Consider the following 16,102-nt stretch of genomic DNA (forward strand, 5'->3'; position numbering starts at 1 on the left):
AATCGATAACAACAAGCCGTACCCGGCAACGCCAAGTACGGCCCCGCGTACGGCCCAACCTAGGCTTAACGCAACGCCAGCGCGGCCGCTTTCTGCTGCGGGATCGCGGCAGTTGTCATCGCCTTGGCGCCGAACTTCATGTGGTGCGCGCGGCCCAATTTTTCTTTGTAAAAGTCGATCTTCCAGGTTTCCTTGAGTTCCTTGCCGTCCCACGCAAACAGCTTGAGGAATTGCTCGTCGTCGGCGCCTTTTTTATCCCAGTTGGCCAGCAGCGAGCTGCTGATGTAGACGCGCTTGCCGTCCCAGCTTTGCGAAACCATGTTCACCTGCGAACCGGTGTGCTTGGTGTAGGTCTGCTTGGGCGCTTCCGGATTGGTCAGGTCGAAGTAGCGGGTGGTGCCGTCCATGAAGGTGTTGACCCACAGGCCCTTGCCGTCGGCGGTGATCGAAATGTCGACCGGCAGTGGAATCTTGGCCGGGTCGCCGATGGTGGCCACGTCCTTGGCTTGCCATTCGCCCTTGGCATCTTTTTTCACCAGCCACAGCTTGGACGTCAGCGCGCTGGCGGTAATGGCCCAGTCGTCGCCAGGCTTGAGCGACCAGCGAATTTCCAGCGGCGCACCTGGAACGTTCAACACCTTTTCTGGCTGCATGGCCTTGAGGTTCCACATTACCATGGTGCTGCCAAAATTTTTCATGGCGCCCTGGTCCTTGATCAGCTTGCCAAGGTCCATCATGTAGTTGTTCCAGCCGGTAAAGCTGGACGTGAGCATCGCGTTCTTGCCGGGATTGATGGCAATGTCGTAGCCGTAGCCATCGCCGCCATTGGCCACAGGCATGTCATGCTTGCTGACAAAGTCGCCCTTGTTGTTGTACATCGCCATGCCGGTCACGCCGCCGTGATCCTTGGCGTTCGACAAGCCGCCAATCAGCATGCGGCCGGGCATGGCGTAAAACGTGTGCGGGCCGACCAGGCCGCCCTTGGTCGCGAAGTCGGTGATGGTCTTGACCAGCTTGGGCTTGCCGGGCTGGGTAGCCACGTCGAACACGTAAATCTTGTTGTCGTCCAGTCCGCCGGCCCACAGGAAGCGGCGGTCGTCGGTAAAGCCCATGTGGTGCGCTTCGCCGCGCGAGCCGACCGAGATATGACCGATCACCTTGCCGTATTGCTTGGAAGCGGGGTTGACGTCGACAGTGACGAGCTTGTCGAAGCCGTCGCCCAGGCCCTTGACGCCGAGCGTCCAGACGTGGACGTAATCTTCCTGGCCCTTGATCAGGCTGGACATATACGGTGAATTACAGGTTTCGTCCGCCAGCGCGAGCGGGGTGGCAACAAGCGCGCTGAGGGCAAAGGCAACGGCTAGCGGGGCCGCTTTAAGGCGATGGATGTGCATGGGCTGTGTCTCCAATAAGGTTGGCGCGGTCGCGCTGGCTTTTATCATCGTCAGCGCAAATACATTACGCCGGTCCGCTAGCGAATGTAGCGTATCGGCGCGGTGCCGGGGAGTTTGTTTGCGTCGTCAGCCCGGCAATCTCGAAACGGTTGTTTAAATGACACAGTTGGACAAGGTATCAGCCGCAATCTGTATCGCATCTGCGCCGCGAGAAAGACGACAGTGGCGCCGTTCTTTGATTTAGGCAAGCAACGCAAGTGCACCTCGGTACGACAACACCGTACCCAGCAAGGGAAAACGAATGTCTACGCCAAACACATAGGCGCCGTCGACCACGGCCTTGGAAGCGATGGTTTCCGGCATCAGTCTTCCCGGCAGCGGCATCCCCAGCCAGCTCAACTGCTGTTGCTGCCAATGCCAGGCACCCTCCTTCAGCACGACGCCAAAACGCAGCTTGATGGCGCCTGAGCGCTCCAGCCAATAGCCGTCGGGATAGCGGCCGACCGGCTCGAAATGCGACACGAAGGCCGGGCCGTCATTGAAGCGCCGGCTCCACCGCAGTCCGGTCACGTCGGCGGCGATCGTCACGGTCATGGTGGCGTTCCCGCCAGCAGCGCCGATTCCCAGGCGCTGCGCCAGCAACTTGCCCACGACGCCGGCCAAGCCCTTCCCATACGCGACCTTGCAGGGCCCGCGCAGCATGCCGCCGTGCGCATGCAAAGCCTGCAGCTGGGGGGCCAACTGCGCGAACGCGTCGCCGAACCAGTGCGCCACAAGGTGGTCAGCGCTAGCCATCTGTGTCAACCAGGGTTCTTGTCAGCCTTGGGCGCCGCTTTCGGTATCAGCCGCGCCAATTTTTGTTCAATCTCCTTGATGTCGGCCGAGGTGTCGCGCACCTTGTCCCAGATGCTGTGGTCGAGCCGCATCTTGTGGTTCATCGCGCTGATCAATGGCAACAGCGATTGCTCGTAACTGTCCGCCAGGCGTAGCACGGCGTCTTGCAGCGCTTGCTGTTCCGGTACATTGACATGCACCGCCGGGTTCATTTTCAAGCCCAGGCTTTCAATGTGCATGCCGATGGCCGACAAAGTGTTGGCCACGCGGGTGGCGCCATCGGCGTCGGCGCCGCCCTGCTTGCGCAGGCGTACGAAGTCTTCGACCAGCGCCAGCCAGCGCGCCTGTTCGTCTTCTGTTGGACGTCCCAGCAGGTGCGCAAGTTTCAATAGATTTTCCTCGGCCCCCGTGGTCAAGGTTTGGGCTTCACCCCGGTAATGGTCGCGCAGCAAGTCGTCGAGTTCGCCATCCTTCATCAGCGCTGATACCTTGGGCGTCAGCTTGCTCATGTTGCGATAGCTGCCCTGCAACTTGAACGGCGGCTCGATCCGGTACGCATCGTCTTGCGCGGCCGATGCGATATAGGCCATGTTCACGCCCAGCAAGGCGTCGCGCACCTTGAACAGGCGCTGCAGCACATTGCAGATCTCGGCCAATTCCTGGGTCGTGTACGCGTGTTTGAGCTCGCTGGCGGCGACCGGCTGGCCCTGCGCCATGCGGATCAGGCGGTACACGTCTTGCGGATCGCGCGAGGCGAGCGGCTGCAATTCCGGATGCGAGACCAGCGCGTTTTCAATGTACGACATGGCAAACACGTCTTCCTTGCCGCTCAACACGTCGCCCAGGTTATAGATGTCGGCGCGGTTGGCCAGCATGTCGGGAATCTTGAACACGTCGCCGGACTCGGTGTAGGGATTGCCCGCCATCACAATGGCAAAGCGCTTGCCGCGCAAATCGTAGCTGCGGCTCTCGCCGCGCCACACGCCTTCGATGCGGCGCGTGCCGTCCGCCAGCGCGATAAATTTTTGCAGGAATTCGGGATGGGTATGCTGGATATCGTCCAGGTACAACATGACGTTATTGCCCATCGCCAAGCCCAGGTTCAGCTTTTCCAGTTCCATGCGCGCGGCCGCATTGCTCGCCTGGGCCGGATCGAGCGAAGTCACGCCGTGGCCCAGCACCGGGCAATTGATACGCACGAAGATCATGCCCAGGCGGTCGCCCAGGTATTCCATCAGCGTGGTCTTGCCGTAACCGGGCGGCGAAATCAACAGCAGCATGCCCATCGAATCGGTGCGGCGCTGTTCACCGGCCGCGCCAATCTGCTTGGCAAGGTTGTCGCCCACCAGCGGCAGATACACTTCGTCGATCAGGCGGTTGCGCACAAAGCTGGACAGCGGCTTGGCCTGGAACTGCTCCAGCCGCAGGCGGGCCTTTTCTTCCTGCACCAGGTGTTGGCGCAATTGCTGCAGTTGCCGGTAGGCCGGCACGATGACGCCGACGTGGTGCTCCAGGCGGCGCAAAAATTCGTTGAGCTGCAGATCCAGCACCTGGTTGTCGATGCGCGCATGGTCGCCCAGCAAGCCGCTGGCCCTGGCGGTCAGCTCGGCGGCCTGTACCCTGCGCGGCAGGCTGGAGAGCAAATGCGCCGCCGCTTCCGGCAGCAAGGTCAGGTCAATCTGTTGCTGTTCGCTAAAGCCATGCAGCCACTCGGTAGCCAGCTGCCAGCGCTCGCGCCAGGTCAACGTTTCATCGGTCCACGGCAAGGCAATCGCCTGGCGGCTCAAGTGTTGCTGCAAGCCTTGCGCCAGATCGGCGCCGGCGCGGCTGAGCACCCATTCGTGCGCGGCGGCGCGCTTGGCCCCGCCGGCCTCGGCGCCCAGTTCGGCCATCAGATAGGCGGCGACCTGGTCCAGCAGGGCCGGGACCGATTCGGTAGCGCTGTCAAGCCAAGGTTCGATCTCGAGCTGCTGTTGCGCGAGGAATTTTTGCACCGAGCTTTTGATCTGCGCGGCAATCTGGCCCGCCATGCGCTCGCTGCCGAACTGGCGCCGCATCAACTCGGCTTGCTCAGCCTGGTGCTGGACGGTCTGGGCGCCCTGTTGCAGGCTGGGCGTGGCGGTCAGGTGCTGCCAGTACAAGACGGCAATGGCGCGCGCGAGGGGACCAAACCGCAGCAAGGCCGCGTTTTCCATCAGCGGCGCGACCAGGCGCAAGATCACGGCGGCGTCATGGTCGTGAATGCCCTTCTGGTAACCCTCGTGGAAACGGGGGGCGGCGAAGCGGCGCACGCTTTCCTCAAAGGCATCGGTGACGGGCTCGCGCACCGCGTCCAGCAGCGCCGGCCAGGACCATTGCTCGGTACCTTGCTGCGCCGCCAGGATAATCTGGTGAGCCAGATATTCGGCGCGGTACACCTGCGGGCTTTCCGACAATCTGTCGAGCGCCCAGTAGGCTTGCAGCGCGTCCAGCTCGGGGGAATTAACTGGCGAAAAATAGTCGGTGCCGGTCAGGCTGAACGCCAGCTGGTCCTGGTGGGAAACAATCGTCAAATCCAGCACTTGCTGGTTGACCGTAAAGCTGTGGCGTCCCAAGCGGATAGTGTTGCCGGTCACCAGTTCGTTGCGGTCGCGCAGCGCACGCTGGCCCTGCTCGCGCAAGGCTTTCAGCTGGCCGGCCAGGTCGTCGGCGCCGACGGCATTGCCCAGCTTGCGCAACTCTTCTATGCTGGACTTCAATTTATTCAGTAGTGCGTCGGCTGCGAAATAGGCTTCCAGCTGGGCCGGTTCGGTCAGTTGCGCCAGGCGCTTGGGGACGCCCGCCATGATGCGGCGCGACGCTTCCATGATCGCTTGCACGCGTCGTCCGCGTGCGTCCAGCAAGCCTTGCTTGCGCCCTTCCAGCGCTTCATAGACGGACTCGCGCTTGTGCGCGATTTCGGCCAGGTAATCTTCTTGCTCTGCAAACTTGCCTTCCAGGTCTTCCAGCTGCGCCAGCAAGCGCGTGAGCAACTCGTCACAGCGTTCGGGCGATTCGGCCTGCTCCAGCGCGCTTTCGACCGACTGGCCGAACAGCTGGAACTGGGCCGCAAACTCCGCTGCCGACTCGCCCTGCGACAATTGCTTGCGCCGATGGCGCGCTTCGGCGCGCAGCTTGTTGACGTCCGCGTAGATGCCGGAGATGGTGTTCAGGATACGCGTGCGCAAGGTCGCGTCGCCCACCGCCAGCGTGCCCAGCAATTCGGTCAGGCCGTCGAGGTTGGCGGCGTTGCGGTCCAGCGTGTCGTGCAACGGCGCCAGTTCGGCCGTGGTATGCATGTTGCCCAGCTGGGCGCGCTGCTTGGCAAGGTCGTCATTGACCTTGACGAAGGCATTGTCTTGCGCCAAAAACTGCACCGTCTTGTCGGCCACGCGGCCTTCCTCGGCCGCCAGTTCGGTATCGAGCACAGCGAGCGCTGCCACGTCCATGTAACGCTGTTCCTTGAGCGTGGCCAGGCGGCCCCGGAACAGGCGGATCAGGTTGAGCGCCTCGATGAAGTCGGTGGGCGACTGCCACAGCCGGCTCGCCGTTTCCGTCACCAGCTGGCGCTGGGCCTGGGTGGTCTGGGTCAGCGTGTTGGCAGCTTCGCGCCGCACGGACGCCACCTTGTCGAATTCGTCCAGCGTGGCGCCGGCCACTTCGATCATCGCCTGCACTTCGGCGCCCGCGCCGTGCGCTTGCCCGCCGTGCAGCCAATGGTAGGCGTCGATGATGCGGCGGCATTGCTTGACCAGGGTTTCGAAGACAAAACGGCCCGGCAACTGGTCGCGCGGGGCTTCGGCCTGTTCGCGCACCAGCTTGGCGATGGAATACAGTTCGGAAATGCCGCGCACCAGTTCGCGGTTGCCGATCTTGCCCAACGCACTATGGCGCGGGGCTTGCCCGGCCGCGTGCTCGTCGCTGTCGAAGGCGGTCTGCCACAACTGCATGCTGTGGTTGCGCGTGGGCTCGTCGCTGTCGGCCGTAAACAGCAGCATGTTGCCGTCACTGAAACGCGCGTAGCCGTGGGCAACCAGCGGCTGCGCCAGCGTCTTGTTGATCATGTTATAGGTCAGTAGCACGTACACGCCCGGCTCGACGCCGTAGAAAATGTACAGTACGTCTTCACCGTTGGGCGAGAGGACGCGGCGCTTGAACTTGAGCTCGGGCGGCAGGTCGGCGAAGATTTTCATCTCGCCGCTCTGCAGGAAATAGCCGTCCGGGAAAACGATGCCGTGGTCCTCCGGCAATTGCACGCAAGATTCACCAATCGCATCGACCCGCGTCACCTGCACCGTGCGGCGGTTGAACACCAGGTAGCGAAACACCGTTTCGCGGTACGGCTTAATGCGCAGCAAAATCAGTTCGCCCACGGCGGCGTAGGAAATATCGCCATCGTTGAGGGACTGGTTGCGGTCCTCGACCAGCTCGCTGTAGATGCCCAGGCCGGTTTCGGTATTGTCTTCGATCTTGACGGTCAAGTCGCCGCCCACCGTCTCCACGAACAGCGTGTCGAGCACGTTGACGTGCGGGTGCTTGCCCAGCACGTGCTGCTCGCGCGTGGTCTGGATCCACTCAAAATCGTGAGTGGGCGGCAGCGCAATGTCGCGTTCGCCACGGTTGTCGATGTAGACCGCTTCACCGCTGTCGGCGAGTGTCCAGCGGAACACGCGCATGTCGGAAAAACGCTCGCCGATCTTGAAGGCAGCCAGCAACTTGCCCTGGTGCACCCGCAACTGGATCAGCTGGGCGTTCTTGTAATAACTGTACAGCTCCTTGAATTCGAGCAGGAAGCGCGGATCGTCCAGGAAAGTCTGGCCCAACGGCACCGGGTCTAGCTCTGCCTGGTCGCCTTCGCGGCGCAGGCGGTACAGGCCAAAGACGTCGGAAACCTTGGTCTCCTGGCGCAGTCCAATGAAGACGTTGTAACCGAACAGCAGCACGTCGCCCACCAGCACCAGGTCGCGCGCCACGCAATTGTTTTCAGTGCGGGCACGTGTGCGCGACAGCAACACCATTTCCTGGCGGCCAAACTCGGCCAGGCGCGCCCCGTTCAGTGCGCCTGCCTTGTCGAGCAAAGCCTTGCCATGGTTGCCCAGGCGCGCGCGCAGCAGGTCGAAGCTGCTCGATTGCGGGGCCGCTTCCGCTGGTGCAATGGTTTGCGCCGGCGTTGCCGGTGATACTGAACCTGCTGGTGCTTCGCTCATGTGCTTAGTCTGCTTTGGCGTTCAGGAAGGCAATCATTTCAAGGCGGTTTGGCTGGGCCGACAACCAGTCGCGCACCCGCAGCAATTCCTCATAGCCGCTGTCGCCAAAGCGCGCGCGCATGGCTTTTTCCAGGCGCTCGCGCGATGCGGCCTGCTTGAGGTCGGCTTGCCAGCGTTCCGACACCACCGCATCGAGCTGGTCCGACAGCCCGAGTGCGACCAGCCGTTCCCACTCGCCCTTGTCAAACCAGACCGCCTTGGCGGCCACGCTATAGTCCAGCAGCAAGGGATTCTCGTTGCTCACGCGAATGCGCGTCATCATGCGGCCGGTGGCCGGGCACAGGCGCACCGCATCATTGACCTCGGTAATCTCGCCGGCGAATTCATGTGCGGCGATTTGCGGACGGTTCTTGCGCCACATGCGGTACAGCTCCAGTTCCATCCATACGCCCTGGCAATTAGCGCATTGCGCGGCCGGCAGGCCACCCTCAATTTTTACGGGCGCAAAGTGTTTGGCGCCGCAAGCTGGGCACATCATCGTATTTTCCGTCATCACATCAGGCTCCCGCGCGTGGCGCTTCAAGTTGCGGCTGGAACGTGGCCAGCAAACTTTGCAGCGCGGCTTGCTGCTGGGTATTGCCGTCGCGGGCAACGCGCGCCAGCAAGCCGGCCACCGTCAGGTTTTGCAATTCGCCGGACGAGCTGCCCAGCGCGCCGATCAGGCCGCGCAAGTCGCCCACCATGTCGCGCTCGCCCGTCAAATGATCCTTCAGGCCAATTTGCAAGGTGCGGCTCTTCTCGACGGTGGCATCGATGCCCTTGCCGATCGACAGTGCCTTGACGAACTTGTCAAAATAATCGCCCTCTCCGCCGACAATGTCGATCTTAGCGTTCTGCAAGGCCTTGCCCAGCACTTCGGCCTGGTCCTTGGCGATGTGCGTTTGCGCATCGATGCCCTTGTTAATTTGCTGGTTGGTCATTTCCAGCTGCATGCGGAACTCTTCGTGGGCGCGCGTCTCGGCGCTCATGGCCGACATGGCGGCAAACTTGAGCGCCAAGCCTTTCGATTCCGCCTCAAAGCGCGCTTCAATGACTTTCGCTTCGGCGTCACCGTGGGTGGCGGTCGCGGCGGCGTCTGCTGCCTTGACGGCGGCGTGTGCCAGGCCCATCTGTTCCGTGCCGGCCGCTTCGGCGGCCATGCGCAGGCGGGTCGCTTCGGCCAGTGCCGCGCCTTGCTTGAGCTGGGCGTCGGCCGAGGCGATCATCACCTTGGCACTGGCCAAACCTGGCGCGGCCAGTTCGGCCTCCTTGCCTTCGGCGCTGCGTTTTTGCGCTTCGGCGTTGCGCTCGGCTACTTTGAGCGCGGCCTCGGCCAGCGTCAAGTCTTGCGCGGCCAGGTGTTTGGCCGAGCGCTCTTCGCCCTCGGCAGCCTTGACCGTCATGACCAGCTTTTCTTCGGCGCTCGCTTCGGCGGCGATCACGATCGACTTCTTGTTACGGTCGGCCAGCGCAACCGCGCGCACATCCTTGATCGCTTCTTCCTGCTCGGCCACGGTGCGTTCCACCACGATGCGCTCGCGGATGACATCGGCAATGGCCTTCTTCTGCACTTCGATGGCGCGTTCCTTGTCGATGGTTTGCAGCGCCACTTCCTTTTCGCGGTCAACGATTTCAAGCTGGCGGGCGCGGATGACGCGTTCTTCCTCGATGGCAACGGCGCGCTTGCGGTTATTCTCGGCCACTTCTTTTTCGCGCGTGGTGTTTTCCTGCTGCACCAGCACGATCTGTTCGGACTGCAGGCGCGCCATTTCAGACTTGGCATGCTCTTCGGACTGGATCTTTTGCGTTTCAGCTTGTTCGCGCGCCCGCACCGACAGCACTTCCCGGCCCTGGCGCGACTCGGCGTCGCACTGCTGGCGCTCAAGTTCCAGGATGGCTTCGCGCGTTTCCACGTCTTTTTTCTTGATCCGCATTTCTTCATCGCGCTGCAACTCATTGGTGCGGATGTGTTCGATGGCGGTCAGCTCGGTGATCTTCTTGATACCTTGCGCATCAAGAATATTGTGGCCGTCCAGGTGGGACAGCGACGTTTGCTCGATGTAATCGATGGCGGCGTCTTCCAGCACGTATCCGGACAAGTCGTCGCCGATCTGGCGGATGATGTCATCCCGAAAGCGCCCGCGCGCCTGGTACAGGTCGACAAAATCCATCGACTTGCCGACCGTCTTGAGCGCTTCGGAAAACTTCGCTTCGAACAAGGTTTCCAGCGTTTCCTGGTGCGAGGCACGCACGCAGCCAACCGTCTGCGCCACTTTCAGCACGTCTTCCGTGGTCTTGTTTACGTGCAGAAAAAAGGTGACCTTGATGTCGGCGCGAATATTGTCCATGCAAATCAAGCCATCCTTGCCCATGCGGCTGATCTCGATGGTCTTGAGCGAAATTTCCATCAGCTCTTTTTTGTGGATGATCGGATACACCATGCCGCCTGTGAAGGTAACCTCGGGCTGCGCTCGCAGCGTATTGATGATCATGACGTGACCCTGTTCTACCTTGTGGTAAAACTTGGCGAACATCACCAGTAAGCCGAAGACGACGATGACGATGCCACCGATGGCGAGCAACATAATTTCCATGATTTCCTTGTGATTCCTGTTGGTTGGCGAGTGTTTTGGCTAGTGAATACTGTCAGGTGCTGCCTGCACTTCGTACTGCCGGCTTGTTTCGTCGTAAGCGACGATGATGGCTCTTGAATTCTTGCGCAGCCCATTGGGCTCGCTGGCCCAGACCCGGATATTGATGCCGCCGCCCGAATCGGCCACCTCGGCGCGGCCGAAACCGGGATCGACCTTTCCGGTGACGATCTTGCATTCCAGGCCCACCAAGCTGCTGTTGCTGCGCGCAACGTGCTTGACGAACAAGCCGCGCATCGGCTTGATGACGCGCGCCGCAATCGGGATCGACAGCGCCGCCGTGAACAGCAGCACCGCCACGCCGCACAGCATGCGCACGGTTTCCAGCGGCAAGTAAACGATCACGTAGTTGTGCAGCAATGCTGTGCCCAACCAAGTGAAAAACACCAGCACACTGGCCACCACCGACAGCGGCACCCCGCCCAGGCCGAGCGCGACTAGGTAACCGGCCAGGGAATGCAGATCCGGCAGGTCGGTGGCGCCGTGCGCTGCGTCGATCCCGTCCAGGTGGCCGTGGTGCGCGTGCAGCGCGTCGCCCAAGTCGACAATGCCGACGATCGACATCAGCCAGTAAATCATCAGGACCGCCAGCAGTACCGTGGGCACGGCCGTGGGGAAGCTGGTCAGCAGCTGCAAGATGGGCATCGCACGCCTTTTGGTTGTAAAGTTTAGTCCGCGCTATTGTTGCGCGGTATTTGCTTTTTGGCAAAGTTTATTAATGCTTCATGCAGCGCTTCCTTGATCTTGCGCTTGTCGTCGGCGGCGACGCCGAACTTGTCGGCCAGCAGCGCGTAATCGGCGTCCGACAGGCTCACCGTCAGGCGCGGCCGCACCGGCTTGCTGGTGCAGGGCAAGCCGAGGATCTTGCGGATCTGGTCCGACGGCGAGACCTGGTTTTCAAAAGCGGCGTAGCGCACTGCATCGATCACTTTTTTCTCGACATCAAAGGCGACCTGCACCGCGCGCAGGGCCGCGTCGGAACTGGTCCAGAGGGGCGAACTGCTGACCATGCTCGCCTCTCAGCTCGGCTCGGACGGCTTCGCATTCAGGCGCTGCTGCAGACGCGCCATCACTTGCGCCTTGCGATCCGGCTCGCCAATGCCGGCGGCGGCCAGCTTGCGCCCCAGCGCCTTGTTACCAAATTCGCCCTCGAGCACGTCGGCCGCCTGCATCCGGTCGGCCGTGTCCTGGTGGCGTTGCTTGATGCGTTCGAGCGACTCTTTCGCGCTCATTAGCTTGCTGCCGCTGCTGCCCATGCTTTGCGAGATCGTCGCCGTGGCGCGGTAGACGCTCTCGGTGGTCTTGGCCATGGCCAGCTCGCGCTCGTGCTCGCGCAGCGTCGCCTCGGCGTTGCGGATCAAGTCTTTCAGATGCGTAATATGGCCGGCAAACTGATCGCGCGCACCCGTCTGTTCGGCCAGCGCCAGTTCGATGTCGGCTACTTTGACGGCCACTTCCTCGGCCAGCGCATCCTGCTTTTTTTTCAGCGCTTCGAGGGCCAGGTCTTCGTAGCGGTGCATTTCCTTGCCCAGACGTTCGATCTCGCGCGTCGCTTGCATTTCCTTGGCCATCACGCCGGTCAGGTCGTGCTTGGCGGTGGCCACGTGTGCCTTTGCTTCCACGATTTCCTGCTCGTAGATATTGTTGGCGTTGTTGTCGACGATGCTTTGGCCGATGCTCCGGACATCGCCGCGCAGCATCGTGAGAATTTTTGAAAAGACAGCCATGTTGCTCTCCTTATTTGAGATAGTCCGTGAAGACGTTGAGCGCCTCGAGCGCGTTGTCGGCCACCATGGCCACATCGGTTGCAATGCTGGCGGCGTCAGCGTCATGCGCGAGCGAACCGTAAATCACATAGTGGCCGGCGATGCGACCGAAATTCGACAGCGGGATGGCGATGTTGAGGTCCATCATTGCCTCCAGCATCTCCGAGCGGCGCTCGGGCTTGATCTCGTCTTCGGTCCACAGGTAGCAGATGCACAGCACCTGGCTGGCCGAGCCGGTAACGAAAATCGGCAGCTCCTCCTGGCCCTCGATCACGATGCGCATCACCGGCACCCCGTCGGCCTCTTCTGCCGGCAACAGGTTGCCGCTCACGCCCAGCGAACCGAGCTTCAGGCTGAGCGCCTGTTCAATTGCCAGTAACTGTGTCATTGCCACTTCCATGGTGTTCATCCTCAGACATAATATGTCCAAAGTATAGGCCTGCGACATAAGATGTCAAGCGGTTTATTGAACAATCACTATTGCTTGGTCGGTCCGCAGCGGCGTGTAAAATGCGCCTGCCCCCAACCTTCCGCAAACCTCTCCACACACCATGCACATCGCCACCATCCGCCAGCGCCTGCGTGCCCTGGGCGCCCTGCCCTTGCACGAACAGCGCGTGCTGCGCGACTGGATCCAGGGCGCCGGGCACGAGCACGGGCGGCGGCGCGCGCAGGATTTTTTGCCGCGCGCCGTGCGCGACGCCTTGCCGGCGTTGGACGCCGACTTGGCGGCCATGGCGCGCCTGGTGTCGTCCCATCCTGGCGAAGATGGCTCGGCGCGCTTGCTGGTGGGGTTGGCCGACGGGCAAACGGTGGAAAGCGTGCTGCTGCCGCGTGACGGCCTGTGCGTCTCCAGCCAGGTCGGTTGCGCGGTCGGCTGCCAGTTCTGCATGACCGGGCGCGAAGGATTGATCCGGCAAGTAACCAGCGGCGAAATCATCGCCCAGGTGGTGCTGGCGCGCGCACAGCGGAGCGTAAAAAAGGTCGTCTTCATGGGCATGGGCGAGCCGGCGCACAACCTGGACAATGTGCTCGACGCCATCGAACTGCTCGGCACCGAAGGCAATATCGGCCACAAGAACATTGTGTTCTCCACGGTGGGCGACGCGCGCGTGTTCGAGCGCTTGCCGCTCGGGCGCGTCAAGCCCGCGCTGGCGCTGTCGCTGCACACCACCAAGGCGGCGCTGCGCGAAAAGCTGCTGCCGCGCGCGCCGCGGCTTACCCCGGCCGAACTGGTGGCGCTGGGCGAAGCGTATGCGCGCCAGACGGGCTATCCGATCCAGTACCAGTGGACGCTGCTGGACGGCATCAACGATGGCGAGGATGAGCTAGACGGCATTGTCGCCCTGCTCAAAGGCAAATACGCCGTCCTCAACATGATCCCCTACAACACCATTCCCGACCTCGCCTTCAAGCGTCCCAGCTGGGAAAAGGCGCGCGCAATTGCCGCCGCGCTGCACGGGCGCGGCATCCTGACCAAGCTGCGCGACTCGGCCGGGCAAGACGTCGACGGCGGCTGCGGTCAACTGCGCGCCCGCGCCGGCGCGCCGCGCGTGATCCCGATCCGTACCAGCACCACCGCCACGTAGGGCGGAAAAGCGCAGCGCATTCCGCCACGCTCCGCCAACGGCCTACCTATAAGAACGAGCTTGAGAAAGCGAAAAAAAGGCAGGGCGCCCATCACGACGCCCTGCCCTGTTGCTGTGGCTTGCCGAGACTAGCGCTCGGACACCGCATCCACCACGCACAGCGCCGTCATGTTGACAATCCGGCGCACGGTAGCCGATGGCGTGAGGATATGCACCGCCCTGGCGCAGCCCAGCAGCACCGGCCCGATCGCAATGCCATTGCCCGCTGCCGTCTTGAGCAGGTTGTAGGCGATGTTGGCGCTGTCAATGTTAGGCATCACCAGCAAATTGGCGTCGCCCTGCAGCGTGGAGTGCGGCATCATGGTCTTGCGCAGCTTGGCGTCGAGGGCAACATCGCCATGCATCTCGCCATCGACTTCAATTTCAGGGCGCTGCTGCTGCACCAGCGCGAGCGCCGCGCGCATCTTCTTGGCCGATTCGCTGTTGGCGGACCCGAAATTGGAGTGCGACAGCAGCGCCGCGCGCGGGACGATGCCAAAGCGGCTCATCTCGTCGGCGGCCATGATGGTGATCTCGGCCAGCTGCTCGGCGCTCGGGTTTTCATTGACGTGGGTGTCGACTAGCGCCATCTGGCGCTCCGGCAGGATCAGGAAATTCATCGCTGCGTACACATTGGCGCCCGGCCGCCGGCCCAGCACCTGGTCGATATAATGCAGGTGCAAGTTGGTGGTGCCGAAGGTGCCGCAGATCATGCCGTCGGCATCACCCTTGTGGATCATCATCGCGCCGATCAGGCTGTGGCGGCGGCGCATTTCGAGCTTGGCGTATTCCTGGGTGACGCCCTTGCGCATGGCCATCTGGTAGTAGGTCTGCCAGAAGTCGCGGTAACGGTCTTCATGGTCCGGGTTGATGATGTCGAAGTGCTCGCCCAGCTTGAGGCGCAGGCCGAATTTTTCGATGCGCTGTTGCAGCACCTGCGGACGACCGACCAGGATCGGGCGCGCCAGCTTTTCATCGACCACCACCTGCACCGCGCGCAGCACGCGCTCATCTTCGCCCTCGGCATAGACGATGCGCTTCATTTCGGGCGGCGCCGCCTTGGCCAGGGCGAACAGCGGCTTCATGAAGGTGCCGCTGCGGTACACGAATTGCTGCAAGCTTTCGGCATAGGCGTCCAGGTCGGCAATCGGACGCGTTGCCACGCCCGACTCGAAGGCGGCCTTGGCCACCGCCGGCGCGATCTGCATCAGCAAACGCGGGTCGAACGGCATCGGGATCAGGTATTCGGGACCGAACGACAGGTTGCTGATGCCGTAGGTGGTGGCCACGACGTCGGACTGCTCGGCGTGGGCCAGTTCGGCGATCGCGTGCACTACCGCAATTTCCATCTCGCGCGTGATGGTCGTGGCGCCGCAATCGAGCGCGCCGCGGAAGATGTAAGGGAAACACAGCACGTTGTTGACCTGGTTCGGGTAATCCGAACGGCCGGTGGCAATGATGGCGTCGCCGCGCACCGCCTTGACTTCTTCAGGCAAGATTTCCGGGGTTGGATTGGCCAGCGCCAGGATCAAGGGGTTCGGCGCCATCTGCTTGACCATGTCCTGCTTCAAGACGCCGCCGGCGGACAGGCCGAGGAAAATATCGGCACCCGGCATGACTTCGGCCAGCGTGCGCAGCGGCGTTTCCTGGGCAAAGCGTTCCTTGTCCGGGTCCATCAGCTCGGCACGGCCCTTGTAGACCACGCCGGCCAGGTCGGTGACGAAAATGTTTTCAATCGGAAACCCAAGATCGACGATCAGTTCCAGGCAAGCGAGCGCCGCGGCGCCGGCGCCCGACACCACCATCTTGCACTCGCGCATATCCTTGCCGACCACCTTGATGCCATTGATGATGGCCGCGCCGACGATGATGGCGGTGCCGTGCTGGTCATCATGAAAGACCGGGATCTTCATGCGGCTGCGCAGCTGGCGCTCAATGTAGAAGCACTCGGGCGCCTTGATGTCTTCCAGGTTGATGCCGCCAAAGGTCGGCTCGAGCGAGGCGATGATGTCGACCAGCTTGTCCGGATCGAGCTCGTTGATTTCGATGTCGAAGACGTCAATGCCGGCGAATTTTTTAAACAGTACGCCCTTGCCTTCCATCACCGGCTTGGAAGCGAGCGGACCGATATTGCCCAGGCCCAGCACGGCGGTGCCGTTGGTGATGACCGCGACCAGATTGCCGCGCGCCGTATATTTATAGGCGTTGCCCGGATCCTTGACGATTTCCTCGCACGGCGCCGCCACACCGGGCGAATAGGCCAGGGCCAGGTCGCGCTGGTTGAGCAACTGCTTGGTGGGCGTAACGCTGATCTTGCCCGGACGGGGAAATTCGTGATATTCGAGCGCTGCCAGGCGCAGCTGTTGACGTAATTCTTCTTTTTTTTCCGATGACGAATCCATGCTGGTGCGGCCTTCCTATGACTTACGGGGATCGTTGATTCTAGCAGACGTACCAAACTCGCAAGCTACGTATTTCTACCAACAAACCGGTTTGAGCGCGGTTCGAACCCGGTACGAGCCCTCGTCTAGACAACATTTCATCGCAACCAGCAAAAAAAGTATC

The 16,102-nt window shown here is 61.9% G+C and carries 11 protein-coding genes and 1 pseudogene; 1 reads left to right on the forward strand and 11 read right to left on the reverse strand.

Going from position 1 to position 16,102, the window contains the following annotated elements:
• Positions 1-65 precede the first annotated feature (65 nt).
• The 10 genes and pseudogenes from ACP7BV_RS19060 to ACP7BV_RS19105 form a co-directional block, all read right to left on the reverse strand.
• Positions 66-1,394: a selenium-binding protein SBP56-related protein gene (locus tag ACP7BV_RS19060; RefSeq protein ID WP_426106048.1), complete on the reverse strand. Its 1,329-nt coding sequence runs from the start codon at positions 1,392-1,394 to the stop codon at positions 66-68.
• 240 nt (positions 1,395-1,634) lie between these two features.
• Entirely contained in the window at positions 1,635-2,189 is a 555-nt protein-coding gene (locus ACP7BV_RS19065; protein WP_426106049.1) for a DUF4166 domain-containing protein, read from the reverse strand.
• 5 nt (positions 2,190-2,194) lie between these two features.
• Positions 2,195-7,453, reverse strand: a complete 5,259-nt coding sequence (locus ACP7BV_RS19070; protein WP_426106050.1) for a DNA repair ATPase — start codon at positions 7,451-7,453, stop codon at positions 2,195-2,197.
• Positions 7,454-7,457: 4 nt separating this feature from the next.
• Entirely contained in the window at positions 7,458-7,895 is a 438-nt protein-coding gene (locus tag ACP7BV_RS19075) for a hypothetical protein (protein ID WP_426106118.1), read from the reverse strand.
• Positions 7,896-8,006: pseudogene (locus tag ACP7BV_RS19080) on the reverse strand (zf-TFIIB domain-containing protein); the annotation flags it as partial.
• A 4-nt stretch (positions 8,007-8,010) separates the two neighbouring features.
• Entirely contained in the window at positions 8,011-10,086 is a 2,076-nt protein-coding gene (locus ACP7BV_RS19085) for a flotillin family protein (RefSeq protein ID WP_426106051.1), read from the reverse strand.
• Positions 10,087-10,125: 39 nt separating this feature from the next.
• Entirely contained in the window at positions 10,126-10,788 is a 663-nt protein-coding gene (locus tag ACP7BV_RS19090; RefSeq protein WP_426106052.1) for a ubiquinone biosynthesis protein, read from the reverse strand.
• A 23-nt stretch (positions 10,789-10,811) separates the two neighbouring features.
• The gene (locus ACP7BV_RS19095; protein ID WP_426106053.1) at positions 10,812-11,153 is read right to left on the reverse strand and encodes a hypothetical protein; all 342 of its coding nucleotides are present in this window, start codon (positions 11,151-11,153) and stop codon (positions 10,812-10,814) included.
• Positions 11,154-11,162: 9 nt separating this feature from the next.
• Positions 11,163-11,870, reverse strand: a complete 708-nt coding sequence (locus ACP7BV_RS19100; RefSeq protein WP_426106054.1) for a PspA/IM30 family protein — start codon at positions 11,868-11,870, stop codon at positions 11,163-11,165.
• 10 nt (positions 11,871-11,880) lie between these two features.
• Positions 11,881-12,297 carry a DUF2170 family protein gene (locus ACP7BV_RS19105; protein WP_426106055.1) on the reverse strand — a complete coding sequence of 139 codons (417 nt, stop codon included), beginning with the start codon at positions 12,295-12,297 and terminating at the stop codon, positions 11,881-11,883.
• Between the two features lie 163 nt (positions 12,298-12,460).
• Between ACP7BV_RS19105 and ACP7BV_RS19110 the strand changes: the two genes are divergently transcribed.
• Positions 12,461-13,498, forward strand: coding sequence for an RNA methyltransferase (locus ACP7BV_RS19110; RefSeq protein WP_426106056.1), 1,038 nt, complete (start codon positions 12,461-12,463; stop codon positions 13,496-13,498).
• Positions 13,499-13,626: 128 nt separating this feature from the next.
• Here the strand turns inward: ACP7BV_RS19110 and ACP7BV_RS19115 are convergent, their stop codons facing one another.
• Positions 13,627-15,939, reverse strand: a complete 2,313-nt coding sequence (locus ACP7BV_RS19115) for an NADP-dependent malic enzyme (protein ID WP_426106058.1) — start codon at positions 15,937-15,939, stop codon at positions 13,627-13,629.
• Positions 15,940-16,102: the final 163 nt, after the last annotated feature.

Source organism: Massilia sp. TSP1-1-2, from assembly GCF_049896185.1.
Taxonomy (GTDB): domain Bacteria; phylum Pseudomonadota; class Gammaproteobacteria; order Burkholderiales; family Burkholderiaceae_D; genus Telluria_A.